This window comes from Streptomyces sp. NPDC005962, from assembly GCF_040629205.1.
GTDB lineage: Bacteria > Actinomycetota > Actinomycetes > Streptomycetales > Streptomycetaceae > Streptomyces.
In genome coordinates, this window is record NZ_JBEXVE010000005.1 from 150,519 (window position 1) to 177,157 (window position 26,639).

Below are 26,639 nucleotides of genomic sequence, written 5' to 3' on the forward strand. Positions count from 1 at the left end.
CCCGGATCGTTGGTGAAGTGCCTGGTCACGGCGCCTGGCCCCCGTACGCTGAGGGGATGACTGAGGACCAGGCCACGCGGGCCGTGCGGGAGTGGCGCGAGACGGCCTCCGGGACCGTGCTGCTCGACGGCTTCCATGCGCTCAAGCACGCGCTCCGCTTCGGCGCCGAGGTGCGGGTCGCGGTCACCAGTGACAAGGCCGCCGCGGTGGAGCTGGCGGCGGAGCTGGCCGGTGATCTCACCGAGGTGATCACGGACCTCCTGGTGGAGGTGCCCGACCAGGACCTGCGCGCCCTCGTCCCCCGGGTGCATCCCACCCGGGTCGCCGCGCTGGCGGTCCGGCGCGGGCGGCAGGGGAATCTGGACGCCCTGGCGCGGTTGCCCCGCCCCGCGCCGGTCGTCGTCCTGGACAACCCCCGCAACCTGGGGAACGTCGGGGCCGTGGTCCGGCTCGCCGCCGGGTTCGGGGCCGCCGGGGTCCTCACCACCGGGGACATCGACCCCTGGCACCCGAACGCCGTGCGCTCGGGTGCGGGCCTGCACTACGCCACCGCGGTCGAACGGCTTCCGGCCGACGCCCTCCCGCCGGGGCCGCTGTACGCCCTGGACGCGGAGGGGGAGGACATCCGGTCCCTGGCCATCCCCGACGACGCGCTGCTGGCCTTCGGCTCCGAGCGGCACGGGCTGTCGCCGGAGCTGCGCGAGCGGGCCACCCGGCTGGTGGCCCTCCCCATGCGGCCGCAGGTGTCCAGCTACAACCTGGCCACCAGCGTGGCCATGGCCCTGTTCCACTGGGGAGGACCCGCCGCGCCCCCGCAGGACGCCGCCTAAGCGGGGCGCCGCACCTCCACCATGCGGAAGCGGCTCGCCACGAACGCCCCGTCGCACAGCGCGGCGTTGGCCGAGGGGTTGCCGCCCGAGCCGTGGAAGTCCGAGAAGGCCGCGGTCTGGTTCACATACACCCCGCCGGTCAGATTCAGCGACAGCTGGGCGCACTCCTCCAGACAGGCCTCCTCGACCAGCCGCTCCACCTCGGGCGACGTCGTGTACGCACCGACCGTCATCGCGCCCTTGTCCCGGGTGGTGCGGCGCAGCAGGGCCACCGCGTCCGCCGCCGAGTCGACCGCGACGGCGAAGGACACCGGGCCGAAGCATTCGGAGAGATAGGGCGCGTCCGCCTCCGCCGCTTCCCAGAACTTCCGCGCCCCGTCCGCCTTGACCATCAGCGGCGTGCGCACCGTGGCGCCGGGGAAGTCGGGGTGGGCGACCGCGCGGGAGGCGAGAGCGACAGCGCCGAGCCCGGGTGCGGCCTCCAGCCGCTCCCGCACCCGCGGGCCCACGATCGCGCCGAGCAGCGCGCTCGCCCGCACGTCGTCGCCCAGCAGCCCGTCGACCGCCGCCGCCAGATCGGCCACCACCTCGTCATACGACTTGGGGCCCGCGTCGGTGGTGATGCCCTCGCGGGGGATCAGCAGATTCTGCGGGGTGGTGCACATCTGCCCGCTGTAGAGGGACAGGGAGAACGCCAGATTGGCGAGCATGCCCTTGTAGTCGTCGGTGGAGTCGATGACGACCGTGTTGACCCCGGCCTTCTCGGTGAAGACCTGGGCCTGGCGGGCGTGGGTCTCCAGCCAGTCGCCGAAGGCCGTCGAGCCCGTGTAGTCGATGACGCGGATCTCGGGGCGCACGGCGAGGACCTTGGCGATGCCCTCGCCCGGCCGCTCGGCCGCCAGCGCCACCAGATTGGGGTCGAAGCCCGCCTCCCGCAGCACCTCGCGCGCGGCCTGGACGGTCAGCGCGAGCGGCAGCACCGCCTGCGGATGCGGCTTGACCAGCACCGGATTGCCGGTGGCCAGCGAGGCGAACAGGCCCGGGTACCCGTTCCACGTGGGGAAGGTGTTGCAGCCGATCAGCAGGGCGATGCCCCGCGGGACGGCGGTGAAGGTCTTGCGCAGCTCCAGCGGATCGCGCTTGCCCTGCGGCTTGGACCAGTCGGCGGCCGCCGGTGTGCGCGTCTGCTCCGCGAACGCGTACGCCACGGCCTCCAGACCGCGGTCCTGGGCGTGCGGGCCGCCCGCCTGGAACGCCATCATGTAGGCCTGCCCGCTGGTGTGCATGACCGCCTGCGCGAACTCGTGCGAGCGGGCGCTGATCCGGGCCAGGATCTCCAGACAGACCATGGCCCGCGCCTCGGGCCCGGCATCCCGCCAGGCGGGCATCCCCGCGCGCATGGCGGGCAGCAGCACGTCGAGATCCGGATGCGGATACTCCATGCCCATCCCGGCGCCGTACGGCGAGACCTCGGAGCCCGCCCAGCCGTCGGTGCCCGGCTGGTCCAGCTCCAGGCGCGTGCCGCGCAGCGCCTCGAAGGCGGCCTGGCCCTGGGCGACGCTCAGGCTCGGGCGCCCGCCCTGGCCCTCCCCGCCGTACGCCTTCGGATGCTCGGGGTGCGGGGACCAGTAGGCGCGGGTACGGATCGCCTCCAGGGCCTGGTCGAGGGTGGAACGGTGCGTCTTCGTCAACTGGTCTGTGGTGAGTCCGGCGGTCACGGCTGACCAACTCCTCGTCGAGCTGGGATTGAGCTGGGCTGGAAGTGGCGACAGAGTTAGATTAACCGAACGATCGGTCGGGACAAGAGGGCCTGGCGGACCTGTGGATAACTTCGTCGAAAAGGATCAGCGGTATGACTGCGAGCGGCACGAGCGGTACCGGGCTCCCGCGCACCAGCACCGTAGCCGTCGTCGGCACCGGGACCATGGGCCAGGGAATCGCCCAGGTGGCGCTGGTCGCCGGGCATCCGGTGCGGCTCTATGACGCCGCGCCCGGCCGCGCCGCCCAGGCCGTGGACGCGATCGCGGCCCGCCTGGGCCGACTGGTCGCCAAGGGCGCGCTCGCCGCGGCCGACCGCGACGCCGCCCTCGGCCGGCTCGCCCCCGTCGACCGCCTCGCGGACCTGGCCGAAACCGAGCTGGCCGTCGAGGCCATCCTGGAGGAGCTGGGCGCCAAGCAGCAGCTGTTCACCGCCCTCGAAACCGTCGTCTCCGACCGCTGTCTGCTCGCCACCAACACCTCCTCCCTCTCCGTCACGGCCGTCGGGGGCGCCCTGCGCCACCCGGGCCGTCTCGTCGGCCTCCACTTCTTCAACCCGGCCCCGGTGCTGCCGCTGGTCGAGGTCGTCCGCGGCCACGCCACCGACCGGGCCGCCGCCGACCGCGCGTACGACACCGTCGCCGCATGGGGCAAGACCCCGGTGCGCTGCGCCGACACCCCCGGGTTCATCGTCAACCGGATCGCCCGCCCCTTCTACGCCGAGGCCTTCCGGGGGTACGAGGAGGGCGGCGCCGACCCCGCCACCATCGACGCCGTGCTGCGCGAGTCCGGTGGCTTCCGGATGGGCCCCTTCGAGCTGACCGACCTCATCGGCCAGGACGTGAACGAGGCCGTCACCCGATCCGTCTGGGAATCGCTGTTCCACGATCCGAAATTCACCCCGTCCCTCGCCCAGCGCCGCCTGGTCGACGCCGGACTGCACGGGCGCAAGACCGGCCGCGGCTGGTACGACCATGCCGACGGCGCACCGCGCCCCCGCCCGCACACCGCCGAGCCGTGCGAAGCCCCCGCGAAGCTGGCCCTCCACGGAGACCTGGGCCCCGCCGCCGGGCTCGTCGCCCTCATCGAGGAGGCGGGCATCGCGCTGTCGCGCGAACCCGTGCCGGAGACCCTGGCGGCGGCCGGTACGGGGGCCGGGGCCGAGGCCAGGAGCAGGGGTTTCCTCGCGCTGCCCGACGGTACCCGGCTGTCCCTGACCGACGGGTCCGCCGCCACCACGGACCCGCATCCCCCCGGCATCCGGTTCGACCTGGCGCTGGACTACCGCACCGCCACCCGCGTCGCCCTCGCCCCCTCCGCGACCGCCGCGCCGGAGGCCGTCGCGGCCGCGACGGGTCTCTTCCAGGCGCTCGGAAAGCAGGTGAGCGTGGTGGGCGACCTCCCCGGCATGATCGTGGCCCGCACCGTCGCGATGCTCGTGGACTTCGCCGCGGACGCCGTCGCCCGCGGGGTGGCGAGCGCCGCGGACATCGACACCGCCATGCGCACCGGCGTCAACTATCCGCGCGGCCCGCTGCACTGGGGCGACCAGCTCGGCGCCGCCTGGGTGCGCGACGTCCTGGAGAACCTCCACGACGCCTGCCCCACCGGCCGCTACGCCCCGTCCCAGGCCCTGATCCGGCGTGCTGCCACCGAAGGAAAGCTGCTCTAATCATGACCATGGTCAAGCGCGACACCTATACGCCCGAATCGCTGCTCGCGGTCGCCGTGGAGGTGTTCAACGAGCGCGGGTACGACGGCACCTCCATGGAGCATCTCTCCCGTGCCGCGGGGATCTCCAAGTCGTCGATCTACCACCACGTCAAGGGCAAGGAAGAGCTGCTCCGGCGGGCCATAAGCCGTGCGCTGGACGGGCTGTTCGGCATCCTCCAGGAGCCGGGGGCGCGCGAAGGCCGGTCGATAGAACGGCTGGAGTACGTGGCCCGGCGCACCGCCGAGGTGCTGATGGAGGAGCTGCCGTACGTCACGCTGCTGCTGCGCGTCCGCGGCAACACGGACACCGAGCGGTGGGCCATGGAGCGCCGCCGGGAGTTCGACCACCAGGTCGCCGACCTGCTCAAGCGGGCGGCCGCCGACGGCGATCTGCGTGCCGATGTGGACGCGCGGCTGGCGACCCGGCTGCTCTTCGGCATGATCAACTCCATTGTGGAGTGGTACCGGCCCGGCCGGGGCGGGGCCGCGGGCGTCGACGAGGTGGCCGAGGCCGTTGTCCGTACGGCCTTCGCGGGCCTGCGCGTCACCCCCCTGGAGCCTGATCCGAACGACAGGTCCTAGACCTCCGGGTCCAGGTCCGTTTCCTCGAAGACCAGCAGGGTGCGGGTGCTCAGCACCTCCGGTATGGCCTGGATGCGGGTCAGGACCAGCTCGCGCAGCGAGCGGTTGTCCTCGGTGTGCACCAGCAGCAGCACATCGAAATCCCCGCTGACCAGGGCTATGTGCGCGGCTCCCGGCAGCAGTCCGAGCTGTTCGCGCACAGTGCGCCAGGAGTTCTGCACGATCTTCAGCGTGATGTACGCGGACGCCCCCTGCCCGGCCCGCTCCTGGTCCACCCGGGCGCTGAAGCCCCGGATCACCCCGTCGTCCAGGAGCCGGTTGATCCGGGCGTAGGCGTTGGCGCGTGAGACGTGCACCTGCTCGGCGACGGAACGTATGGAGGCGCGCCCGTCCGTCCGGAGCAGCCGCAGGATGTCGCGGTCGATGGGGTCCAGTGGGCGCGCGGGAGGTTTGCCATCCGGACTGGCCATCTGTTCGCCCTGCATGCCGCCCCGCCTCCCCTTCATGGACGTCCTGTTTTCATCTCAGGCTGTGCAGAACCGTTTGTCCACAGGCTCGGGCCGCCTGTAGCCAAAATGCGTCAACGACCGAACAATCGGTAGGTGAGGGCGATGCCACACGGCACGCCCGCCCTCCAGCAGTCTGCCCGCCCAGGAGGTCGTGTCATGACGGTCCTAGAGCAGCCCGGCGCCTACCGCCCCACTCCCCCGCCCGCCTGGCGGCCCCGCACCGACGCCGCACCGCTCCTGCCCGACCCCGAGCCGTACCGCATGCTGGGCACCTCCGCCGCCGCCGGCCTCGCCCCCGAGCTGCTGACCAGGCTCCACCGGGAGCTGGTGCACGGCCGCCGCTACAACACCCAGGCCACCGCCCTCACCCGGCAGGGCCGGCTGGCCGTCTACCCCTCCTCGACCGGGCAGGAGGCGTGCCAGGTGGCCGCCGGTCTGGTGCTGGAGGAGCGCGACTGGCTCTTCCCCAGCTACCGCGACACCCTGGCCACCGTCGTCCGCGGGCTCGACCCGGTCCGGGCCCTCACCCTGCTGCGCGGCGACTGGCACTCGGGCTACGACCCCCGGGAGCACCGGATCGCCCCGCTGAGCACCCCGCTGGCCACCCAGCTGCCGCACGCGGTGGGGCTGGCCCACGCCGCGCGCCTCAAGGGGGACGACGTCGTGGCGCTCGCCCTGGTCGGCGACGGCGGCACCAGCGAGGGCGACTTCCACGAGGCGCTCAACTTCGCGGCCGTCTGGCAGGCCCCCGTCGTCTTCCTGATCCAGAACAACGGCTTCGCGATCTCCGTCCCGCTCGCCAAGCAGACCGCCGCCCCTTCCCTGGCCCACAAGGCGGTCGGCTACGGGATGCCCGGACGGCTCGTCGACGGCAACGACGCGGCCGCCGTGCACCAGGTCCTCGGCGAGGCCGTCCGCCGGGCCCGGCGCGGTGGCGGGCCCACCCTGGTCGAGGCCGTCACCTACCGGGTCGAGGCGCACACCAACGCCGACGACGCCACCCGCTACCGCTCCGACGCCGAGGTCGAGGCCTGGCGCGAACACGACCCGATCGTGCTCCTGGAGGCGGCCATGCGGGACCGCGGGCTGCTCGACGACGACGGCCTCCAGGCCGTGCGCGACTCCGCGGAGCGGCTCGCCGCCGATCTGCGCACCCGGATGCACCAGGATCCGGTCCTCGACCCCCTGGAGCTCTTCGAGCACGTCTACGCGGAGAAGACCGGTCAGCTGCGGGAGCAGGCGGCGCAGCTGCGGGCCGAGCTCGACGCCGAGGGGGAGCGATGACCACCGCCACCGACCGCAGGCCCGCCGCGGGCCGCAAGCCCGCCACCATGGCCCAGGCCCTCGGCCGGGCGCTGCGCGACGCCATGGCCGCCGACCCGGCCGTCCACGTCCTCGGCGAGGACGTCGGCACCCTGGGCGGCGTCTTCCGGATCACCAGCGGGCTCGCCGAGGAGTTCGGCGACGACCGCTGTACGGACACGCCGCTGGCGGAGGCGGGCATCCTGGGCACCGCCGTCGGCATGGCCATGTACGGGCTGCGGCCCGTCGTCGAGATGCAGTTCGACGCCTTCGCCTACCCCTCCTTCGAGCAGCTCGTCAGCCATGTCTCCCGCATGCGCAACCGCACCCGGGGCGCGGTGCCGCTGCCGCTCACCGTGCGCGTGCCGTACGGGGGCGGCATCGGCGGCGTCGAGCACCACAGCGACTCCTCCGAGGCGTACTACATGGCGACCCCCGGCCTCCATGTCGTCGCCCCGGCGACCGTCGCCGACGCGTACGGGCTGCTGCGGGCCGCCATCGCCTCCGACGATCCGGTCGTCTTCCTCGAACCCAAGCGGCTGTACTGGTCCAAGGCCGACTGGGACGCCGAGCGTCCCACCGAGGTCCCGCCGATCGGGCGGGCCGTGGTCCACACCGCCGGGACCGGGGGCCGGAGCGCCACCCTGATCTCGTACGGGCCCTCCGTCCCGGTGTGTCTCGAAGCCGCCGAGGCGGCCCGGGACGAGGGCTGGCAGCTGGAGGTCGTCGACCTGCGCTCGCTGGTCCCCTTCGACGACGACACCGTGTGCGCCTCCGTGCGCCGCACCGGGCGGGCGGTCGTCGTCCACGAGGCCGCCGGTTTCGGCGGCCCCGGCGGCGAGATCGCCGCCCGCGTCACCGAGCGGTGCTTCCACCACCTGGAGGCGCCGGTGCTGCGGGTCGCCGGGTTCGACATCCCGTATCCGCCGCCGATGCTGGAGCGGCACCATCTGCCCGGCGTGGACCGGGTGCTGGACGCCGTCGCCCGGCTCCAGTGGGAGTCGGAGTGGACCGAGGGGAGCACGGTCTGATGGCTGTCGTGCGGGAGTTCACGCTGCCCGACCTGGGGGAGGGGCTCACCGGGGCGGAGATCGTGCGCTGGCTGGTCGAGGTCGGCGAGGTCGTCGCGGTGGACCAGCCGGTCGTGGAGGTCGAGACCGCGAAGGCCATGGTGGACGTGCCGTGCCCGTATGCCGGGGTGGTGACGGCGCGCTTCGGGGAGGAGGGCACGGAGCTGCCGGTGGGCGCGCCGCTGCTGACGGTGGCGTCTTCCGGTGTGTCCGGCGGACCGGGGGCGGGTGGTGGTTCCGCCGAGGCCGGTGGCTCCGGCAACGGGCGCGTGGCACACCGCCCGGAAGGCCCCGCGTCCTCCGGTGGGCCGTCTTCCGGTGGGTCGTCTTCCGGGGGGCGGGGCGCGGTGGGCGGTTCCGCCGCCGAGGGGTCCGGCAATGTGCTCGTCGGATACGGCACGGCCGCCCCCGCCGAGCGGCGGCGCCGGGTGCGTCCGGCCGACGGAGGGGCGGTGCCCACTACCGCGGAGGGCCCCGTTCCGGTGATCTCTCCGCTGGTCCGGCGGCTTGCCCGGCAGCACGGCATCGACCTGCGGCAGCTGGTCGGCTCCGGCCCCGAGGGCCTGATCCTGCGCGCCGACGTCGAGCGGGCCATCCCCGGCACGGCGGAGACACCGGACAAGGAGCCCGGGGAGCACAGGGAGCCCGGGGAGCGCGCGGAGCACAGGGAGCACGCGGAGCACGGAGAGCGCATCCCCCTGCGCGGGGTGCGGGGCGCCGTGGCCGATAAGCTCGCGCGCAGCCGCCGCGAGATCCCCGACGCGACCTGCTGGGTGGACGCCGACGCGACCGAACTGCTCGCCGCCCGCACGGCCATGAACGCCACCGGCGGCCCCAAGATCTCCGTGCTCGCCCTGCTGGCCCGCATCTGCACGGCGGCCCTCACGCGCTTCCCCGATCTGAACGCCAGGGTCGACATGGAACGCCGTGAGGTGATCAGACTCGGCGCCGTGCACCTCGGCTTCGCGGCGCAGACGGACCGCGGTCTCGTCGTCCCCGTCGTACGCGACGCCCATACGCTCAGCGTCGAGGGGCTGGCCGCCGAGATGGCCCGGCTGACCGAGACCGCCCGCGAGGGCGCGCTGGCCCCGGCCGACCTCACGGGCGGCACGTTCACGCTCAACAACTACGGCGTGTTCGGGGTCGACGGCTCCACCCCGATCATCAACCACCCCGAGGCGGCCATGCTCGGCGTCGGGCGGATCGCCGCCAAGCCCTGGGTGCACCAGGGCGAACTGGCGGTCCGGCACGTCGTGCAGCTGTCGTTCACGTTCGACCACCGGGTGTGCGACGGCGGGACGGCAGGCGGGTTCCTGCGGTACGTGGCGGACTGCGTCGAGCAGCCCTCCGTGCTGCTGCGAGTGCTGTAGCGGCCATACTCGGAGGGTGACCTATGACGCGGTGATCCTGGCCGGGGGCGCCGCCCGGCGGCTCGGCGGTGTGGACAAGCCCGCGCTGCGCGTGGGCGGCCGGGCCCTGCTGGACCGGGTGCTCGGGGCGTGTCCGGAAGCCGGGCGGACCGTGGTCGTCGGCCCGCGTCGGCCCACCGTACGGCCCGTGCGGTGGGCGCGGGAGGAGCCGCCCGGGGGCGGGCCGGTCGCGGCCGTCGACGCGGGCGTGCGGGGCACCACCGCCCCCGTGGTCCTGCTGCTCTCCGCCGACCTGCCGTTCCTCACCGGCGAGACCGTGCGGGCCCTGCTCGACGGGCTCGGACGGGCCGACGGCGCCGTCCTCACCGATCCCGACGGGCGCGAGCAGCCCCTCGTCGCCGCCTACCGCGCCGAACCGCTGCGGCGTGAGATCGCCCTGCTCGCCACCGAGCACGGCAGTCTCGGCGGGCTGCCGCTCCGGCTGCTCACCACCGAGCTGAACCTCCACCACATCCCGCACGACACCGCGTCCTTCGACTGCGACACCTGGGAGGACGTCACCACGGCCCGTGCGCGGATCAGGGAGCATGGACGGGTGCTGGAAGAATGGATTGCCGCAGTCAAAGCGGAACTCGGGATCGACCTCGACGTCGACACCGCCGCCCTCCTCGACCTGGCCCGCGACGCCGCGCACGGTGTCGCCCGGCCCGCCGCCCCGCTGACCACGTTCCTCGTCGGCTACGCCGCCGGTCAGCAGGGCGGCGGTCCCGAGGCTCTGGCCGACGCCAGCCGCAAGGCGGCGGCCCTGGCGGCGCGTTGGGCTGACGAGGAATGACCCGGCGGGACCCCCGTTCCGGGGATGCCGACAAGCTCGACCTCCAGGTCGACGAGGCTCTGGCGCTGGCCAATGAGCAGGCCACCGCCCAACGGGCGTCGCCGCCTTCGGACGTGCCGGACCCCGAGCTGGGCTGGCCCCCGCCGAGCGTGGCGCGCACGATCCGCCACGGCGCCCCCGACCACCGGGAATCGCCCCCGGACGAGCCCGACGACGACCTGGGCTGGCCGCCGCCGAGCCTCAGGCCGGACGATTCCGTGCGTCAGGGCTCCCGGCGCCGTGGACGTCACGCCCAGGCCCCCCGCTCCCAAGGCCCCGCACCCGGCGACGGACCCGACGGACCCCAGGAACCCAAGGGTCCCCAGGCACCCAGGGGACCCAGGGGACCCCAGGCACCCGACGGACCCCAGGCACCCGACGCATCCCAGACACCCGACGGGCCCCACACACCCCACACACCCCACGAAAACAACACCCCCACCCCGCCCGAGGCCCCCCTGACCACCTGGCCCGACGCCCGCCGCATCGCCGCCCGAGCCCCCGCCAGGGCCGTCGCCAAGGCGGCGCCCGTCCTGCGGGCGCTGGACGACGCGCTCGGTCACGTCCTCGCCGAACCCCTCACCGCGCTCACCGATCTGCCGCCGTTCGACACGTCCGCCATGGACGGCTGGGCGCTGGCCGGGCCCGGCCCGTGGCGGCTCACGGCGGGCGGCCGGGCGGGGCGCGGAATCCTGGCGGGGACAGGCGCGGTCGAGCCGCTGGCCGACGGGCACGCGGTGCGGATCGCCACCGGGGCCCGTATCCCGCCCGGCGCCACCGCCGTGCTGCGCACGGAGTACGGCACGGAGACCGGGGACGGCAGGCTGTCCGCGGCGAAGGCCCCGCAGCCGGTCGGCTTCGGGCAGGACATCCGCCCCCGCGGCCAGGAGTGCCGCAGCGGCGACCGGCTGCTGCCCGCGGGCACGCGGGTCACGCCCGCCGTGCTGGGGCTCGCGGCCGCCGCGGGGTACGACGAGGTGGCGACCGTGCGCAGGCCGCGGGTGGAGGTGCTGGTCCTCGGGGACGAGCTGCTGCACCGGGGGCTGCCCCGCGAGGGCGGCATCCGGGACGCGCTGGGGCCCATGCTCGGGCCGTGGCTGCGGGCGCTGGGCGCGGAGGTGTCGGGCACCCGCCGGGTGGCCGACGAGGCGGACGCGCTGTACGAGGCGATCCGGGGATCGTCGGCCGACCTGGTCGTGACGACGGGCGGCACGGCGGCGGGCCCGGTGGACCATGTGCACCCCACGCTGCACCGGCTGGGGGCCGAGCTGCTGGTCGACGGGGTGGACGTGCGGCCGGGCCATCCGATGCTGCTGGCCCGCCTCGGGCCGACGAGGTCCGGGCGGCATCTGGTCGGCCTGCCGGGCAATCCGCTGGCCGCCGTATCGGGGCTGCTGACGCTCGCGGAGCCGCTGCTGCGGACGCTGACGGGCCGCCCCGCGCCCGAGCGCCACCCGGCCCCGCTGGTCGAGGCGGTGAGCGGGCATCCGCACGACACCCGGCTGGTGCCGGTGGCGTTCCGGCACGACGAGGCGCGGCCGCTGCGCTTCAGCGGTCCGGCGATGCTGCGCGGCGTCGCCGTCGCGGACGGCCTCGCGGTGATCCCGCCGGGCGGGGCCGGGCGCGGCGCGGAGGTCGAGGTGCTGGAACTCCCCTGGTCGACCGGCACCGGCGAGAGCACCGCCGCAAGCACCGGCGGGAACACCGGCGGTAATCAGGGGGACGACGACGATGGCATACCCACCCAGGAGGGCCACGCGTGAAGCTGCCCAGTCATGACGCGGCGGCCCGTACGCCACCGGAGGACACCGGTCACCGCGTCCAACTGCCGCGTTATCCGGACGGCCCGCTGCGCCAGGTGGGCCGCCGCCTGCTGCTGGCGCTGCTCGTCCTGGTGCTGACGGTCCTGATCGTCTACCTGGACCGCAGCGGCTACCACGACAACGCCGACGACAACGTCGACTTCCTCGACGCCGTCTACTACTCCACCGTCACGCTGTCCACGACCGGTTACGGCGACATCGTCCCGTACAGCGACAGCGCCCGGCTCACCAACATCCTGCTGGTCACCCCGCTGCGCGTGCTGTTCCTGATCATCCTGGTCGGCACCACGCTCGAAGTCCTGGCCGAGCGCACCCGCGAGCAATACCGCCTGAACCGCTGGAGGTCCGCCTTGCGCGATCACACCGTTGTCGTCGGCTTCGGCACGAAGGGCCGGTCCGCCGTGGAGACGCTCTGCGCGGGCGGGCTGCCCAAGGGCCGGGTGGTGGTGGTCGATCCGAACCACAAGGTGGTCGAGTCCGCGACCTCGGAGGGGTTCGCGGGCGTGGTGGGCGACGCGACCCGCAGCGATGTGCTGTTGCGGGCGGAGGCGCAGCGGGCCCGCCAGTTCGTGATCGCGACCCAGCGGGACGATACGGCGGTGCTGGTCACGCTGACCGCGCGGCAGCTCAACAAGAGCGCGAACATCGTGGCGGCGGTGCGCGAGGAGGAGAACGCGCCGCTGCTGCGCCAGTCGGGCGCCGACGCGGTGATCACGAGCGCGAGCGCGGCGGGACGGCTGCTGGGGCTGAGCGTGCAGTCGCCGACCGCGGGGGCGGTGATCGAGGACCTGATCCAGCAGGGCAGCGGTCTTGACCTGGTGGAGCGCACGGTGGTGAAGTCCGAGGTGGGCAGGTCGGTGCGGGATACGGACGACCTCGTGGTGTCCCTGCGGCGCGGGCATCGCCTGCTGGCGTACGACGACCCCGACGCGAGCCCGCTGCAGGCCGCCGACCGGCTGATCACCATCGTTCGCGCGCCGACGCCCCAGGAGTAGCCTCGCGCCCATGCATGCGATCACCATTCCTGAACCCGGCGGTCCCGACGCACTCCAGTGGACGGAGGTCCCCGACCCCGCGCCCGGCGAGGGGGAGGTCCTGGTCGAGATCGTGGCCAGTGGCGTCAACCGCGCCGATCTGATGCAGCGGCAGGGCCACTATCCGCCGCCGCCCGGCGCCCCCGCGTACCCCGGCCTGGAGTGCTCGGGCCGGATCGTGGAGCTGGGCCCCGGCGTCAGCGGCTGGGCGGTGGGCGACGAGGTGTGCGCGCTGCTGGCGGGCGGCGGGTACGCCGGGAAGGTGGCGGTCCCGGCGGGGCAGCTGCTGCCGGTGCCCGACGGCGTCGACCTGGTCACCGCCGCCGCGCTGCCCGAAGTGACCGCGACCGTATGGTCGAACGTCTTCATGATCTCCCATCTCCGGCCGGGCGAGACGCTGTTGGTGCACGGCGGGTCGAGCGGCATCGGCACCATGGCCATCCAGCTCGCGAAGGCGGCCGGGGCCCGGGTGGCGGTCACGGCCGGGTCGGCGGAGAAGCTGGCGGCCTGCCGGGAGCTGGGCGCCGATGTGCTGATCAACTACCGCGAGCAGGACTTCGTGGAGGAGGTCCGGACGGCCACCGACGGCGCCGGGGCGGACGTCATCCTGGACATCGTCGGGGCGAAGTACCTGGCCCGGAACGTGGACGCGCTGGCGGTCAACGGACGGCTGGCGATCATCGGTCTGCAGGGCGGGGCGAAGGCCGAGCTGAACCTGGTCAAGCTGCTGGGCAAGAGCGGCGCGGTGACGGCCGCCGGGCTGCGGGGCCGTTCCCTCGGCGAGAAGGCGGCGATCGTCGCGGCGGTACGGGAGCATGTCTGGCCGCTGATCGGCGGCGGCCGGGTCCGCGCGATCGTGGACCGTACGTTCCCGATGCGGGACGCCGCGGAGGCCCACCGGCTGCTGGAGTCCAGCGGGCACGTGGGCAAGGTGCTGCTGACGGTCTGAGTGCCGCCGGTTCCGGGCGCGGTCCGCCGCGGCGGAAGGTCCCGTGGCCTGTTCGGCCGCGCCCGGAATGCCCGTCTCGTCACGTCGTGTGACGCTCGTCCCCTGAGGTGACGTGAGACGCGACGTGAGGCGACGGACCGGCACGGGAGGTGACGACCGTGAACCCCGCACTCCGCCCCCTGCCCGCCGCGTTCCTGCTGGCGGGCGCCGCACTGCTCGCCGTTCCGCAGCCGGTGGCGCACGCCGACGACGACGGCGGTCTGGCGGGGACCCACGCCGGGGAGGGCCGGGCCCACCCCGGCCGGACCGCGCCACCCACCCCCTCGGCCGACACCGCGCGCCCCACACCCGCGCCGAGCGGGCGCGACCAGGAGGACCGGCCCCTGTCGCTGGTCCCGGACTGGACGCCGTCCTCGCTTCGGTTCCCGCACGAGCGGGAGCGGCGCGGGGCGCGGGAGCTGCCCCAGGATGACCGGCCGTACGCCACCGAGCGGACCGCTGCCGCGCCCGGGGACCGGACGATGCGGGTGCTGCCGCTGGGCGCCGGGCTGGCGCTGACCGGGCTGGGGCTCGGGCTGACCTTCGTCGGCCTGCGGCTACGGCGCCGCTGAGGCGGGCGGGGCCGGGGCTCCGCGGGCCCCGGGGCGACCCACAGCCTCCGTCCGGGGTGCCGGTGCGGAACAATGGGGGTATGAACCAGCCGATGAACGAACGATCGCCGGAGAGCCCGCACGTCCTGGTCGTCGGTCCGGACGGCATGGCGCTCGGCGGTCTCACTCCTGGCGATGGCAGTGGTGACGGCGAGTCGCGCGAGGTTCCCGTGACGGACATGGTCGAACAGCCCGCGAAGGTCATGCGGATCGGAAGCATGATCAAGCAGCTGCTGGAGGAGGTCCGCGCCGCGCCTCTCGACGAGGCGAGCCGCGCGCGTCTCAAGGAGATCCACGCCAGTTCGGTCAAGGAGCTGGAGGACGGTCTCGCACCCGAGCTGATCGGGGAGCTGGAGCGGCTGTCGCTGCCCTTTACGGAGGATTCGGTTCCGACCGAGGCGGAACTGCGCATCGCCCAGGCGCAGTTGGTCGGCTGGCTGGAGGGGCTGTTCCACGGCATCCAGACGACGCTGTTCGCCCAGCAGATGGCGGCCCGCGCCCAGCTGGAGCAGATGCGCAGGGCCCTGCCCCCGGGCGTCGGCGGCGACGAGGACGGTCAAGGGATGGGACCGGAGCACGGCGGCGCCCGCTCGGGCCCGTACCTCTAGAAGCCATGACGCCATGAAGGCGTGACGCCATGAGGCCATGGAAGCCATGAAAGAGGCGTAGCCGGACCAAAACGGTCCGGCTACGCCCATACGCTCATGAAGCGGGTATCAGCCCGCATTTCCGGTGGAGACCGTCAGCTCGATGGTGTCCGTGTCCGGGTTGTAGGGCTCGTAGTTGCGGTACGTGTAATTGAGGACCGTGCCCTTGCCCCACAGGTTCTCGTCCTGGGTGGTGACGCGGTACTTCCAGCCCGCGGCCCGGATGCACTTCTTCACCGAGTCGACGTAGAGGTTCTGGAAGTCGGGCACGCTGTAGGTGCCCTTGTCGTCCGAGTCCTCGTACGCGTCCGTGCACTTGGCCGGGTCGATCGTCTTCGTCTTGTCGCCCATGCGGAAGCCCGCGGGGGCCGTCGACTGGGACACGGAGGGGGAGGCCTTCCCGCCGCCGCCCTTGCTCTCGTTCTTCTTGTCGTCGCCATTGGGCCCGTTCAGCGCGATGACCACGATGACGCCGATGATCGCGATCGCGGCCACCACGGCGGAGCCGATGATCACGCGCTTGTTGCTGTTGCCGCCCCCCGAGGAGCCCGGGGACGAGCCCGGGGCCGGGCCGGACGAGAGGTTGTACGGCGGCGGGGTGCTCGGGCCGTGGCCGCCCTGGTACGGCGACCCGGGGGTGGCGTAGGACGGCTGCCCCATGGACTGCTGCCCCACCGGGTGGGTCGGCGGCGGCGGGGTGGACGGGCCGAAGGTGCCGTACTGCCCCGAGCCGGGCTGCGGCTGGTACGGCGTCTGGACCTGGCCGGGGCCGGGCGTGGGGGCCTGCTGGTCGACGGGCGGGAAGACCGCCGCGCCGACGCCGGAGCCGCTGACGGCGGGCGGGCCGCCGCCGATGATGATCGGGGAGGCGCTGGTCTGGCCGGTGCGGGAGATGCGGGCGCACTCGTCGCGCATGACCTCGGCGGTGGGGAAGCGCTCGTTCGGGTTCTTCTTCAGGGCGCGGGCGACCAGCGCGTCCACCACGGGCGGAATGGACTGGTTGATCGAGGAGGGCGCGACCGGCTCCTCCTGGACGTGCGCGTACGCGATGGCGAGCGGCGAGTCGGCGTCGAACGGGAGCCGACCGGTCAGCAGCTCGAAGAGCATGATGCCGACCGAGTACAGATCGCTGCGGGCGTCCACGCCACGGCCCAGCGCCTGCTCGGGCGAGAGGTACTGCGGGGTGCCGACGACCATGCCGGTCTGGGTCATGGAGGTGACCCCGGACTGCATGGCGCGGGCGATGCCGAAGTCCATGACTTTGACCACATTACGCTTGGTCATCATCACGTTACCGGGCTTGATGTCGCGGTGAACCAGCCCCATTTCGTGGCTGATCTCCAGCGCCGCCAGAACATCGCCGGTGATTTTCAGCGCCTTTTCCGCCGGCATCGCGCCGAAGCGGTGGACGTCGGCGTCGAGGGCGGCACGCAGCGGAAGTCCTTCGACGTACTCCATGACGATGTACGGCATGAGCGCGCCGTCGATCGAATCCTCGCCGGTGTCGTAGACCGAGACGATATTGGTGTGCGTGAGTTTGGCCACCGACTGGGCCTCGCGGCGGAAGCGCTCGCGGAAGGACTGCTCGCGGCCCAGCTCTGTATGCAGCGTCTTGATCGCTACCTGGCGGTCCAGCACGGAGTCGTAGGCGAGGTGCACGGAGGCCATGCCGCCTTCGCCGAGCAGATCACGCAATTGATAACGGCCGCCGGCCAGGGAGCTGCCCTGGTAGCGGCCCGGTGCGCCGTGCTGGCTCATGTTTTGCATCCCCCTAGGCGCACTCACCGCTCAACCCGCACGTTTCGACGCCACGATCTTCATGTTCCCGATATCGTGGCCAAGTCTGCCCCAGGCCACGGACACGTCAAGCCACGTGCCCGTTCCGTGACCGGATGCTCAAGAACCCGTCACGCGATTTGCGACACTTCACCGTCAACAGGTTTGATGGCCGGTCCATCACGAACCGATGCGCGGCGCGAAGGCTGTAGCGTGCCTAGCAGGAACCGTACCGCCCGCGGGCGGGGCGATCTCGACCAGACCCCCCCACCTAGACCGAGACGGCGAGGACCGATGGCACAGACCCAGAGCGCCCAGGGGCCCTCCGAACCTGACGCTACCGGGTCCGGAATGTCCGATGTGCCCGAGGCGTGGGGAAATGGTGGACTGGTCGGCGATGGCCGCTACCGTCTCACCGGTCGCCTGGGCCGAGGCGGCATGGCGGAGGTTTTCGCCGCCGAGGACATCCGGCTCGGCAGGACGGTCGCGGTGAAGCTGCTCCGCGCGGACCTGGCCGAGGACCCGGTGTCCAAGGCCCGCTTCACCCGCGAGGCACAGTCCGTCGCGGGCCTGAACCACCACGCGGTCGTCGCGGTGTACGACTCCGGCGAGGACGTCGTCGGCGCGAGCACCGTCCCCTACATCGTGATGGAGCTGGTCGAGGGCCACACCATCCGCGACCTGCTGCTGAACGCCGAGGCGCCGCCGCCGGACCAGGCGCTGATCATCGTCTCGGGGGTGCTGGAGGCGCTCGCCTACAGCCATCAGCACGGCATCGTGCACCGGGACATCAAGCCCGCGAACGTGATCATCACCCAGACCGGCGCGGTCAAGGTCATGGACTTCGGCATCGCCCGTGCCCTGCACGGCGCGCAGTCCACCATGACCCAGACCGGCATGGTCATGGGCACCCCGCAGTACCTCTCGCCCGAGCAGGCGCTCGGCAAGGCGGTCGACCACCGCTCCGACCTGTACGCGACCGGGTGTCTGCTGTACGAACTGCTCGCGCTGCGTCCGCCGTTCACCGGTGAGACTCCTCTTTCGGTCGTTTATCAGCACGTTCAGGACAATCCGGTGCCACCGTCCGAAATTTCGGGCGGACAGGTTCCGCCGGAGCTGGACGGCCTGGTGATGCGCTCGCTCGCCAAGGACCCGGACGACCGGTTCCAGAGCGCCGAGGAGATGCGCGGACTGGTCCAGTACGCGCTGCAGATGCTCCAGGAGGCGGGCGGCCACACCGGTGTCTGGAACACCGGCCCGGTCACCCAGCACCTCGGCGGCTCCACCGGGGCGATGGGCATGGCGGGGACGACCGCGATGCCGCACCCGGGCAACGGCGCCACCTCGCAGCAGCCGATGGTCGCGCCCGGCGGGGGGAACGCCGGGGGCGGCTACGACGGAGGCTCCGGCCGGGGCCGCCGGGGTGGCCGCGGCAAGATGTGGCTGATCGCGGCGCTCGCGGTGATCGCCGTGGCGGTCGGGGTCGCGTTCGCGCTGGACCTCAGCGGCGACAAGGGCAGCGGCAACCAGCCGACGAATAAGCCGACGGCGACCCAGGAGAAGGAGAGCAAGAAGCCGAGCGACGATCCCACGGAGGAGACGACGGACGCTCCGCAGACCGGCGACTCCACCGGCGGCACGGGCGACTACACACCGTCCCAGGACCCGACCGGCCCGTCGTACACCGGTCGGCCCAGCGATCCGCAGGTGCCGAACCAGCCGACCAGCGGTCCGACCGACCTCCCGACGGACACCCAGACCACGCCCGGCGACGGCAGCGGCGACCCGACCACGCCGCCCGACAACGGCGGCGAGACGACGCCGCCGCCGGACGGCGGCGGTGGCGACCAGCCGACCGGCGGTATCCCGTCCGGCGACAGCATCGGCTGACCAGCTCGATCCAGCGTCATCCGTGCTGACCCCGCCTGACACCCCGACTGCCCCGGCCCCGCGCGAGCGGTGCCGGGGCAGTCGCATGAGTACCAGGCGCCGGCCGGCGCGCGGGCGTCAGTCGCAGAAGGCGTCGCGGACCGCCTCGTACTCCCGCGTCCACCACACCACCAGCGCGGCCGCGGCCGGGAACTGCGGATCGGCGCGGTGGTCGCCGCGCTCGTAGTGCCAGCGCAGCATCCAGAAGTCGTTGAGCCGCTCCCACCACACCCGGTGCACGGCCGCCGCCATCTCGGCGGCCCCGGCGCCCGCCATGCGGCGGTAGGCGCGGGCGTAGGAGCGGACCTTGGTCAGCTCCAGGGTGCCGCCGGGGCGTACGAAGAAGATCGCGGCGGCGCGGACGGCCTCCTCGGCGCGCGGCTGGACGCCCAGCCGGTCCCAGTCGACGATCGCGGCCGGTTCCGTGTCGCGGTAGAGCAGGTTCAGCGGGTGGAAGTCGCCGTGCACCCAGCCGGTGGCCGGGATCGCGTCCGCCTCCGGCCGCCGGTGGGCATGGCGTTCCAGCAGCGCGCGGCGCTCGGTCAGGCGGTGCTCGGCGAGTTCGTCGAAGGTGTCGCGCGGCCGGTGGCCGCGGACCAGGGCGAGCAGCTCGTCGATGGCGGCGTACGTGTCGTCGGGTTCGGCCGCGGGCTCCGGCGGCTCGCGGTCACAGGCCCCGGCCCGCATGACTTGCTCCAGGCAGGTGTGGGCGAAGCCGAGCAGCCCGCCCAGCCGCCAGCACTGGGGCGTGGTCAGGGCCGCGCCGTCCCGGTGCCGCCCGTCGATCCAGGGGTGGAGGGCGTAGCAGCGGCCGCCGATGACGGCGACCGTGCGGCCGTGGGCGTCCGGGACCGGCGGGGCGACGGGCAGGCCGAGCGCGCCGAGCCGCTGGGTGACCCGGTGCTGGCGGGCGATGGCGGTGCGGTCGCCGTCGAGGTGGTGCTTGAGGAAGAACCGGCCGCGGGTGGTGGCGAGCCGGTAGCCGCGGTTGAGCAGGCCCTCGGTGAGGGGGTCGCAGGACACCGGCTCACCGGCCCGGTCGTAGCGGCGGAGCAGGGCGCCCAGGGTTTCCCCGTCGGGAGCGGCCTCGGCGAGGTCTACATGTGAGCGCGGCACGTGCCAGATGTTAGATCACCCGGCGTCACGGGCCATGCGTGAGTTGACGCGGCAGGCCGAATGATGCTTGGGGGAGCCCAGGAACGGTGCTTGGGGGAGCCCCGGAGCTCAGTTCTTCTGGGCCTGCATCCGGGCCACGAAGGCGGCGGCCTGGGAGCGGCGCTCCATGCCGAGCTTGGAGAGCAGGCTGGAGACATAGTTCTTGATCGTCTTCTCGGCGAGGTGCAGCCGCTCGCCGATCACCCGGTTGGTCAGCCCCTCCCCGATCAGTATCAGGATGCGGCGCTCCTGCTCGGTGAGCGAGGCGAGCCGGTCGTCGGGCTTGACGCCGCCGCCGCGCAGCCGCTCCAGCACCCGGGCGGTGGCCACCGGGTCGAGCAGCGAGCGGCCCGCGGCCACGTCCCGGACGGCGGCGAGCAGTTCGCTGCCGCGGATGTCCTTGAGCACATAGCCGGACGCGCCCGCCATGATCGCGTCGAACAGGGCCTCGTCGTCGGCGAAGGAGGTGAGCATCATGCAGCGGATGGTCTCGTCGCGCGAGCGGATCTCCCGGCAGACCTCGACCCCGCTGCGGTCGGGCAGCCGGATGTCCAGCACGGCGACGTCGGGGCGGGTGGCGATGATCCGGGCGAGGGCGTCGGCCGCGGTGCCCGCCTCGCCGACCACCTCCATGTCCGGCTCGCTCGCCAGCAGCTCGCGCACGCCGCGTCGTACGACTTCGTGGTCGTCGAGTAGGAAAATCCTGATTTTTCCTTCTTCGCGCACGGCTCCAGTCTCACACACCAAGTCTTCCCGCGCCTTTGTCCTGCGGGATAACGTGCGAGGGACCGACGGTCGGCGAGGCTGTGACCAGTGGATGTTCACCCAACCGCGCGATTTACTTGGAAATCCAAGCAAAATTGCAGGTCAGGTGGGGTTTCGCAGGAATGCGGAGCACTGGGTAACGTGCCTTGTGCAGGGCCGACCGCCGGGAACCTGTCACGCCTGGACGGACGTTTCGCCGCACCCACCCCGTGCGTCGTCGTCGGACGGGCGAGCCGCAACTGGCCGCCGGCCGATCCCGGAGGCCGGACAGACGGAGGAGCACACGTGACCGTGGAGAGCACTGCCGCGCGCAAGCCGCGCCGCAGCGGAGCCAAGCGCAGCACCAGCGCGCGGAGCACGAAGAAGCAGTCGGCGGAACCGGAACTCGTACAGCTGCTGACCCCGGAGGGCGAGCGGGTCGAGCACCCGGACTACGCGATCGACCCGACCCCCGACGAGCTGCGCGGCCTGTACCGGGACATGGTGCTGACGCGGCGCTTCGACGCCGAGGCCACCACTCTGCAGCGCCAGGGCGAACTGGGCCTGTGGGCCTCGCTGCTCGGCCAGGAGGCCGCGCAGATCGGCTCCGGCCGGGCCCTGCACGACGACGACTACGTCTTCCCGACCTACCGCGAGCACGGCGTCGCCTGGTGCCGCGGGGTCGACCCGACGAATCTGCTGGGGATGTTCCGCGGGGTGAACCACGGCGGATGGGACCCCAACAGCAACAACTTCCACCTGTACACCATCGTCATCGGCTCGCAGACGCTGCACGCCACCGGCTACGCGATGGGCGTGGCCAAGGACGGCGCGGACACCGCCGTGCTGGCCTACTTCGGGGACGGCGCCTCCAGCCAGGGCGACGTGGCCGAATCGTTCACCTACTCCGCGGTCTACAACGCCCCGGTCGTCTTCTTCTGCCAGAACAACCAGTGGGCCATCTCCGAGCCCACCGAGAAGCAGACCCGGGTCCCGCTCTACCAGCGCGCCCAGGGCTACGGCTTCCCCGGCGTCCGGGTGGACGGCAACGACGTGCTCGCCTGTCTCGCCGTCACCAAGGCGGCGCTGGAGCGGGCCCGCACCGGCCAGGGCCCGATGCTCGTCGAGGCGTTCACCTACCGCATGGGTGCCCACACGACCTCCGACGACCCGACGCGCTACCGCTCGTCCGAGGAGCGGGAGCTGTGGGAGACCAAGGACCCGATCCTGCGGCTGCGCATCCTCCTCACCAACGAGGGACACGCGGACGAGGCGTTCTTCGACGCCCTGGAGCAGGAGTCCGACGCGCTCGCCAAGCGGGTGCGGGAGACGGTCCGGTCCATGCCCGACCCCGATGACATGGCACTGTTCGAGCACACCTACGCCGACGGCCACGCGCTCGTGGACGAGGAGCGGGCGCAGTTCGCCGCGTACCAGGCTTCGTTCGAAACCGCCGAGGAAGGCATCTGACATGGCCGCCCAGAAGATGTCGCTTTCCAAGGCGATCAACGCGTCGCTGCGCACGGCGCTGGAGAGCGACCCCAAGGTCCTGATCATGGGAGAGGACGTCGGCAAGCTCGGCGGCGTCTTCCGGGTCACCGACGGGCTGCAGAAGGACTTCGGCGAGGACCGGGTCATCGACACCCCGCTGGCCGAGTCCGGCATCGTCGGCACCGCGATCGGGCTCGCGCTGCGCGGCTACCGCCCGGTGGTGGAGATCCAGTTCGACGGTTTCGTCTTCCCCGCGTACGACCAGATCGTCACCCAGCTGGCCAAGATGCACGCGCGGTCGCTCGGCAAGGTCAAGATGCCGGTCGTCATCCGCATCCCGTACGGCGGCGGCATCGGCGCGGTCGAGCACCACAGCGAGTCCCCGGAGGCGCTGTTCGCGCACGTCGCCGGGTTGAAGGTGATCTCGCCGTCCAACGCCTCCGACGCCTACTGGATGCTCCAGCAGGCCATCGGCAGCGACGACCCGGTGATCTACTTCGAGCCCAAGCGCCGCTACCACGACAAGGGCGAGGTCGACACCTCGGCCATCCCCGGCCCCCTGCACACCGCCCGCGTGGTGCGGTCCGGCACCGACCTCACCCTCGCGGCCTACGGGCCCATGGTGAAGGTCACGCTGGACGCCGCCGCGGCCGCCGCCGAGGAGGGGAAGTCGCTGGAGGTCGTGGACCTGCGGTCGATGTCGCCGATCGACTTCGACACGCTCCAGCGGTCGGTCGAGCGGACCGGCAGGCTGGTCGTGGTGCATGAGGCACCGGTCTTCCTGGGGACCGGGTCGGAGATCGCCGCGCGCATCACCGAGCGGTGTTTCTACCACCTCCAGGCCCCGGTGCTGCGGGTCGGCGGCTATCACGCGCCGTACCCGCCCTCGCGGCTGGAGGACGAGTACCTGCCCGACCTGGACCGGGTGCTCGACGCCGTAGACCGTGCGTTGGCGTACTGAAGGGCTTGAGGAGATCGTGACGATGACCGCAGTCGAACAGCGCTTCCGTGAGTTCAAGATGCCCGACGTGGGCGAGGGACTGACCGAGGCCGAGATCCTCAAGTGGCTGGTGGCGCCGGGTGACACCGTGACCGACGGTCAGGTGGTCTGCGAGGTCGAGACCGCCAAGGCCGCGGTGGAGCTGCCCATCCCGTTCACCGGGGTGGTGCACGAGCTGCGCTTCGGCGAGGGCACCACCGTGGACGTGGGCACGGCGATCATCTCGGTGGACACCGACCCGGGCGCCGGAGACGCGCCCGCGGCCGCCGCCGCGCCGGAAGCCGCCGCCGAGGCCCCCGCCGAGGCCGAGCCGGAGGGGCGCCAGGCCAACCTGGTCGGCTACGGTGCCGCGCCCTCCTCCACCAAGCGCCGCCCGCGTAAGGCCCAGCCCGGCGCCCGGCGCCCGGCGGCCGAGGCCCCCGCGGCCCCGGCGCCCGCGCCCGCCCCCGCGGCTCCCGCCGCGCCGGTGCGCGCGGAGCCCGCGCCCGAGCTGAACGGGCACCCCGGAACCGCCCGCCCGCTGGCCAAGCCGCCGGTCCGCAAGCTCGCCAAGGACCTCGGCATCGACCTGGCGACGATCACCCCGTCCGGGCCGGGCGGGGTCATCACCCGCGAGGACGTCCACGCGGCCGTGGAAGCCCCCGCCACGGCCCCGGAGCCCGCCGCCGCGCCCGCCGCCCCGGTCACGGGCGCGCGGGACGCGCGGGAGCGCCGGGTGCCCGTCAAGGGCGTACGGAAGGCCACCGCGCAGGCGATGGTGGACAGCGCCTTCACGGCCCCGCATGTAACGGAGTTCGTGACCGTCGATGTCACCCGCACCATGAAGCTGGTCGCCGACCTCAAGCAGGACCCGGAGCTGGCCGGGCTGCGGGTGAACCCGCTGCTCCTGGTCGCCAAGGCGCTGCTGGTGGCCATCAAGCGCAACCCGGATGTCAACGCCTCCTGGGACGAGGACAGCCAGGAGATCGTCTACAAGGACTACGTCAACCTGGGCATCGCCGCCGCCACCCCGCGCGGTCTGATCGTCCCCAACATCAAGGACGCGGACGCCAAGACGCTCCCCCGGCTGGCCGAGGCCCTGGGCGACCTGGTGGCCACCGCCCGCGACGGCAAGACCAGCCCGGCGGCGATGACGGGCGGCACGGTGACGATCACCAACGTCGGCGTCTTCGGCATCGACACCGGTACCCCGATCCTCAACCGCGGGGAGTCGGCGATCCTCGCCTTCGGCGCGGTCAAGCTCCAGCCGTGGGTGCACAAGGGCGAGGTCAAGCCGCGCCAGGTGACGACCCTCGCGCTCTCCTTCGACCACCGCCTGGTCGACGGCGAGCTGGGCTCCAAGGTGCTCGCGGACGTCGCGGCCATCCTCGAACGCCCCAAGCGTCTGATCACCTGGGGTTAACCCGGAAGTACCCCCCGTCCGCGATGCGGACGGGGGGTACGCAGGCATACGTGTTGTATCTATGCTGTGCGCATCATGAGTCCCACCGATACGGTCACCAAGCCGCCGCCCGCCGCCGAACGCGTCTACACCCATGTCAAACAAGCCGTCCTGGAGCGCCGCTACGAGGGCGGCACGCTGCTGAGCGAGGGCGAGCTGGCCGAGGCCGTCGGGGTCTCCCGTACGCCGGTCCGTGAGGCCCTGCTGCGGCTGGAGGCCGAGGGGCTGCTGAAGCTCTACCCCAAGAAGGGCGCGCTGGTGCTGCCGGTCTCCGCCCAGGAGATCGCGGACGTGGTGGAGACCCGGCTGCTGGTCGAGCAGCACGCGGTGGCCAAGGCGGTACCGGCCGGGCCGCAGCTGCTGGCGCGGCTGGAGGAGCTCATGGAGGAGCAGAAGGGGCACGCGGCGACCGGCGACCTGGGCGCGTTCGCGGTCGCGGACCGCTGCTTCCACGCGGAGATCGTCCGGGCCGGAGGGAACACGATCCTGGCCCATCTGTACGACCAGCTGCGCGACCGGCAGCTGCGGATGGGCGTGGCCACCATGCACGCCGAGCCCGACCGGATCGCCAAGAACATCGCCGAGCACACCGAGATCCTGGAGGCGCTGCGCGCCGGGGACGCGGGCTCGGCGGCCGGGCTCGTCCAGCGCCACATCAGCTGGGTGAACACGCTCGCCCGGGGGGACGTGCGATGACCACGCCCCGATTGCCCGGGGACCCGCCCGGGGGACGGCGTGCCGTCGCCATCTGGGGTCTGGGTGTCGCCGTCTACTTCGTCGCCATCGTCTTCCGCACCAGCCTCGGCGTGGCCGGGATCGACGCCGCCGAGCGCTTCCACATCAACGCCTCGGCGCTGTCCACCTTCTCCGTGCTCCAGGTGCTGGTCTACGCGGGCATGCAGATACCGGTCGGGCTGATGGTCGACCGGCTCGGCACCCGCAAGGTGCTGGCGCTGGGGATCGTGCTGTTCACCGCCGGGCAATTCGGCTTCGCACTGTCCCACTCGTACACCATGGCGCTGGCCTCCCGGGCGGTGCTCGGCTGCGGTGACGCGATGACGTTCATCAGCGTGCTGCGGCTCGGCTCCCGCTGGTTCCCGGCCCGCCGGGTGCCGCTGGTCGGGCAGTTCGCCGGGCTGATCGGGATGGCCGGCAACCTGGTCTCCACGCTGGTGATCGCCCAGATCCTGCACAGCGTCGGCTGGACCCAGACCTTCGCGGGCAGCGCGGTCGCCGGAGTGGTCATCCTCGTCCTGGTGCTGCTCTTCCTCAAGGACCACCCGGAGGGGCACGAGCCGCCGCCCGTCGACCGGACGGGCGGGGGCTTCGTACGCCAGCAGCTCATGGACGCCTGGCGTGAGCCCGGCACCCGGCTGGGCATGTGGACGCACTTCACCACCCAGTTCCCCGCCATGGTCTTCCTGCTGCTGTGGGGGATGCCGTTCCTGGTGGAGGCGCAGGGGCTGTCCCGCGGAGCCGCCGGTGAGCTGCTGACGGTGGTGGTGCTGTCCAACATCGTGATCGGCCTGGTCTACGGGCAGGTCATCGCCCGCCACCACGCCGCCCGCGGCCCGCTGGCCTTCGGCACGGTCGGCGCGACCGCGCTGGTGTGGGGCACCGTGCTGTTCTGGCCCGGCGACCACGCACCGCTGTGGATGCTGGCCGTCATGTGCGTGGTGCTCGGCAGCTGCGGCCCCGCGTCGATGATCGGCTTCGACTTCGCCCGCCCCGCCAACCCGCCCGAGCGGACCGGGACCGCCTCCGGAATCGTCAACATGGGCGGATTCACGGCCTCGATGAGTACTCTGCTCGCCATCGGCGTACTCCTGGACATGACCGGTCAGGACTACAGCGTCGCCTTCGCCGTGGTGTTCGTGCTGGAGGCGTTCGGCATCTCCCAGATGCTGCGGCTGCGCGGCCGCGCGCACCGCCGGGAGCGCGAGCGCGTGGTCGCGAGCCGCGTCGAGGCGGTGCACGTACCGGCGTGAAGGC

General features: G+C 72.7%; 23 protein-coding genes. 18 read left to right on the forward strand and 5 right to left on the reverse strand.

All coding sequences use genetic code 11. The features are described from left to right. The first annotated feature begins 56 nt into the window (after positions 1–56). Positions 57–830: an RNA methyltransferase gene (locus ABZ370_RS10990; RefSeq protein ID WP_358619032.1), complete on the forward strand. Its 774-nt coding sequence runs from the start codon at positions 57–59 to the stop codon at positions 828–830. On the opposite strand, the gene paaN is transcribed toward ABZ370_RS10990, so the two are convergent. Next, complete coding sequence (gene paaN / locus ABZ370_RS10995; protein WP_358619034.1) at positions 827–2,548, reverse strand: phenylacetic acid degradation protein PaaN; 1,722 nt, start codon at positions 2,546–2,548, stop codon at positions 827–829. The genes ABZ370_RS10990 and paaN overlap by 4 nt on opposite strands. A 134-nt stretch (positions 2,549–2,682) precedes the next feature. On the opposite strand from paaN, the gene ABZ370_RS11000 reads away from it, so the two are divergent. Further along, a complete protein-coding gene (locus tag ABZ370_RS11000) occupies positions 2,683–4,260 on the forward strand; it encodes a 3-hydroxyacyl-CoA dehydrogenase (RefSeq protein ID WP_358619035.1) in 1,578 nt (525 codons plus the stop codon). A 2-nt stretch (positions 4,261–4,262) separates the two neighbouring features. Beyond that, on the forward strand, positions 4,263–4,883 hold the full coding sequence (locus ABZ370_RS11005; protein WP_358619037.1) for a TetR/AcrR family transcriptional regulator: 621 nt from the start codon (positions 4,263–4,265) through the stop codon (positions 4,881–4,883). On the opposite strand, the gene ABZ370_RS11010 is transcribed toward ABZ370_RS11005, so the two are convergent. Next, positions 4,880–5,368 carry an Lrp/AsnC family transcriptional regulator gene (locus ABZ370_RS11010; protein WP_358619039.1) on the reverse strand — a complete coding sequence of 163 codons (489 nt, stop codon included), beginning with the start codon at positions 5,366–5,368 and terminating at the stop codon, positions 4,880–4,882. The genes ABZ370_RS11005 and ABZ370_RS11010 overlap by 4 nt on opposite strands. 180 nt (positions 5,369–5,548) lie before the next feature. Between ABZ370_RS11010 and pdhA (ABZ370_RS11015) the strand changes: the two genes are divergently transcribed. The 9 genes from pdhA (ABZ370_RS11015) to ABZ370_RS11055 all read left to right on the forward strand — a co-directional run bounded on the left by pdhA (ABZ370_RS11015) (position 5,549) and on the right by ABZ370_RS11055 (position 15,072). Then, entirely contained in the window at positions 5,549–6,676 is a 1,128-nt protein-coding gene (pdhA, locus tag ABZ370_RS11015) for a pyruvate dehydrogenase (acetyl-transferring) E1 component subunit alpha (protein WP_358619041.1), read from the forward strand. After that, the gene (locus ABZ370_RS11020; RefSeq protein WP_358619042.1) at positions 6,673–7,725 is read left to right on the forward strand and encodes an alpha-ketoacid dehydrogenase subunit beta; all 1,053 of its coding nucleotides are present in this window, start codon (positions 6,673–6,675) and stop codon (positions 7,723–7,725) included. The genes pdhA (ABZ370_RS11015) and ABZ370_RS11020 overlap by 4 nt, the downstream gene beginning before the upstream one ends. Then, positions 7,725–9,134 carry a dihydrolipoamide acetyltransferase family protein gene (locus tag ABZ370_RS11025; RefSeq protein ID WP_358619043.1) on the forward strand — a complete coding sequence of 470 codons (1,410 nt, stop codon included), beginning with the start codon at positions 7,725–7,727 and terminating at the stop codon, positions 9,132–9,134. The genes ABZ370_RS11020 and ABZ370_RS11025 overlap by 1 nt, the downstream gene beginning before the upstream one ends. 16 nt (positions 9,135–9,150) lie before the next feature. Continuing rightward, on the forward strand, positions 9,151–9,969 hold the full coding sequence (locus ABZ370_RS11030) for an NTP transferase domain-containing protein (RefSeq protein WP_358619044.1): 819 nt from the start codon (positions 9,151–9,153) through the stop codon (positions 9,967–9,969). Beyond that, positions 9,966–11,771 carry a molybdopterin-binding protein gene (locus ABZ370_RS11035; RefSeq protein ID WP_358619046.1) on the forward strand — a complete coding sequence of 602 codons (1,806 nt, stop codon included), beginning with the start codon at positions 9,966–9,968 and terminating at the stop codon, positions 11,769–11,771. Before ABZ370_RS11030 ends, ABZ370_RS11035 begins: the two co-directional genes overlap by 4 nt. After that, positions 11,768–12,826, forward strand: coding sequence for a potassium channel family protein (locus ABZ370_RS11040; RefSeq protein WP_358619048.1), 1,059 nt, complete (start codon positions 11,768–11,770; stop codon positions 12,824–12,826). Before ABZ370_RS11035 ends, ABZ370_RS11040 begins: the two co-directional genes overlap by 4 nt. A gap of 10 nt (positions 12,827–12,836) precedes the next feature. After that, positions 12,837–13,814 (forward strand): NAD(P)H-quinone oxidoreductase, encoded by a 978-nt coding sequence (locus ABZ370_RS11045; protein ID WP_358619049.1) that lies wholly within the window; start codon positions 12,837–12,839, stop codon positions 13,812–13,814. 158 nt (positions 13,815–13,972) lie between these two features. Continuing rightward, positions 13,973–14,425: a hypothetical protein gene (locus ABZ370_RS11050; protein WP_358619051.1), complete on the forward strand. Its 453-nt coding sequence runs from the start codon at positions 13,973–13,975 to the stop codon at positions 14,423–14,425. An 80-nt stretch (positions 14,426–14,505) separates the two neighbouring features. Further along, positions 14,506–15,072: a bacterial proteasome activator family protein gene (locus ABZ370_RS11055; RefSeq protein ID WP_358619053.1), complete on the forward strand. Its 567-nt coding sequence runs from the start codon at positions 14,506–14,508 to the stop codon at positions 15,070–15,072. 108 nt (positions 15,073–15,180) lie between these two features. Here ABZ370_RS11055 and ABZ370_RS11060 read toward each other — a convergent pair whose 3' ends face one another. Continuing rightward, on the reverse strand, positions 15,181–16,869 hold the full coding sequence (locus tag ABZ370_RS11060) for a protein kinase (RefSeq protein WP_358619055.1): 1,689 nt from the start codon (positions 16,867–16,869) through the stop codon (positions 15,181–15,183). A 312-nt stretch (positions 16,870–17,181) separates the two neighbouring features. On the opposite strand from ABZ370_RS11060, the gene ABZ370_RS11065 reads away from it, so the two are divergent. After that, the gene (locus ABZ370_RS11065; protein ID WP_358619057.1) at positions 17,182–18,777 is read left to right on the forward strand and encodes a protein kinase; all 1,596 of its coding nucleotides are present in this window, start codon (positions 17,182–17,184) and stop codon (positions 18,775–18,777) included. A gap of 117 nt (positions 18,778–18,894) precedes the next feature. Here the strand turns inward: ABZ370_RS11065 and ABZ370_RS11070 are convergent, their stop codons facing one another. Together ABZ370_RS11070 and ABZ370_RS11075 are read right to left on the reverse strand one after the other, a co-directional pair. Beyond that, positions 18,895–19,932: a phosphotransferase gene (locus ABZ370_RS11070; RefSeq protein ID WP_358619059.1), complete on the reverse strand. Its 1,038-nt coding sequence runs from the start codon at positions 19,930–19,932 to the stop codon at positions 18,895–18,897. A 108-nt stretch (positions 19,933–20,040) separates the two neighbouring features. Next, on the reverse strand, positions 20,041–20,697 hold the full coding sequence (locus tag ABZ370_RS11075; RefSeq protein WP_358619061.1) for a response regulator transcription factor: 657 nt from the start codon (positions 20,695–20,697) through the stop codon (positions 20,041–20,043). A 324-nt stretch (positions 20,698–21,021) separates the two neighbouring features. Between ABZ370_RS11075 and pdhA (ABZ370_RS11080) the strand changes: the two genes are divergently transcribed. The 5 genes from pdhA (ABZ370_RS11080) to ABZ370_RS11100 all read left to right on the forward strand — a co-directional run bounded on the left by pdhA (ABZ370_RS11080) (position 21,022) and on the right by ABZ370_RS11100 (position 26,635). Beyond that, the gene (gene pdhA, locus ABZ370_RS11080; protein WP_358619063.1) at positions 21,022–22,185 is read left to right on the forward strand and encodes a pyruvate dehydrogenase (acetyl-transferring) E1 component subunit alpha; all 1,164 of its coding nucleotides are present in this window, start codon (positions 21,022–21,024) and stop codon (positions 22,183–22,185) included. A gap of 1 nt (position 22,186) precedes the next feature. Then, complete coding sequence (locus ABZ370_RS11085) at positions 22,187–23,167, forward strand: alpha-ketoacid dehydrogenase subunit beta (protein WP_358619065.1); 981 nt, start codon at positions 22,187–22,189, stop codon at positions 23,165–23,167. A 22-nt stretch (positions 23,168–23,189) separates the two neighbouring features. Next, positions 23,190–24,608, forward strand: coding sequence for a dihydrolipoamide acetyltransferase family protein (locus tag ABZ370_RS11090; RefSeq protein WP_358619066.1), 1,419 nt, complete (start codon positions 23,190–23,192; stop codon positions 24,606–24,608). Positions 24,609–24,683: 75 nt separating this feature from the next. After that, complete coding sequence (locus ABZ370_RS11095) at positions 24,684–25,343, forward strand: GntR family transcriptional regulator (protein WP_358619068.1); 660 nt, start codon at positions 24,684–24,686, stop codon at positions 25,341–25,343. Further along, a complete protein-coding gene (locus ABZ370_RS11100; protein WP_358619070.1) occupies positions 25,340–26,635 on the forward strand; it encodes an MFS transporter in 1,296 nt (431 codons plus the stop codon). Before ABZ370_RS11095 ends, ABZ370_RS11100 begins: the two co-directional genes overlap by 4 nt. The last annotated feature ends 4 nt before the right edge of the window (positions 26,636–26,639 follow it).

Excerpts from the sequence above, each read along its gene's own strand:
- ABZ370_RS10990 (WP_358619032.1), top strand. The coding sequence starts at position 57 with ATGACTGAGGACCAGGCCACGCGGGCCGTGCGGGAGTGGCGCGAGACG.
- ABZ370_RS11000 (WP_358619035.1), top strand. The coding sequence starts at position 2,683 with ATGACTGCGAGCGGCACGAGCGGTACCGGGCTCCCGCGCACCAGCACC.
- ABZ370_RS11005 (WP_358619037.1), top strand. The coding sequence starts at position 4,263 with ATGACCATGGTCAAGCGCGACACCTATACGCCCGAATCGCTGCTCGCG.
- ABZ370_RS11010 (WP_358619039.1), bottom strand. The coding sequence starts at position 5,368 with ATGCAGGGCGAACAGATGGCCAGTCCGGATGGCAAACCTCCCGCGCGC.
- pdhA (WP_358619041.1), top strand. The coding sequence starts at position 5,549 with ATGACGGTCCTAGAGCAGCCCGGCGCCTACCGCCCCACTCCCCCGCCC.
- ABZ370_RS11020 (WP_358619042.1), top strand. The coding sequence starts at position 6,673 with ATGACCACCGCCACCGACCGCAGGCCCGCCGCGGGCCGCAAGCCCGCC.
- ABZ370_RS11025 (WP_358619043.1), top strand. The coding sequence starts at position 7,725 with ATGGCTGTCGTGCGGGAGTTCACGCTGCCCGACCTGGGGGAGGGGCTC.
- ABZ370_RS11035 (WP_358619046.1), top strand. The coding sequence starts at position 9,966 with ATGACCCGGCGGGACCCCCGTTCCGGGGATGCCGACAAGCTCGACCTC.
- ABZ370_RS11045 (WP_358619049.1), top strand. The coding sequence starts at position 12,837 with ATGCATGCGATCACCATTCCTGAACCCGGCGGTCCCGACGCACTCCAG.
- ABZ370_RS11055 (WP_358619053.1), top strand. The coding sequence starts at position 14,506 with ATGAACCAGCCGATGAACGAACGATCGCCGGAGAGCCCGCACGTCCTG.
- ABZ370_RS11060 (WP_358619055.1), bottom strand. The coding sequence starts at position 16,869 with ATGAGCCAGCACGGCGCACCGGGCCGCTACCAGGGCAGCTCCCTGGCC.
- ABZ370_RS11065 (WP_358619057.1), top strand. The coding sequence starts at position 17,182 with ATGGCACAGACCCAGAGCGCCCAGGGGCCCTCCGAACCTGACGCTACC.
- ABZ370_RS11085 (WP_358619065.1), top strand. The coding sequence starts at position 22,187 with ATGGCCGCCCAGAAGATGTCGCTTTCCAAGGCGATCAACGCGTCGCTG.
- ABZ370_RS11090 (WP_358619066.1), top strand. The coding sequence starts at position 23,190 with ATGACCGCAGTCGAACAGCGCTTCCGTGAGTTCAAGATGCCCGACGTG.
- ABZ370_RS11095 (WP_358619068.1), top strand. The coding sequence starts at position 24,684 with ATGAGTCCCACCGATACGGTCACCAAGCCGCCGCCCGCCGCCGAACGC.
- ABZ370_RS11100 (WP_358619070.1), top strand. The coding sequence starts at position 25,340 with ATGACCACGCCCCGATTGCCCGGGGACCCGCCCGGGGGACGGCGTGCC.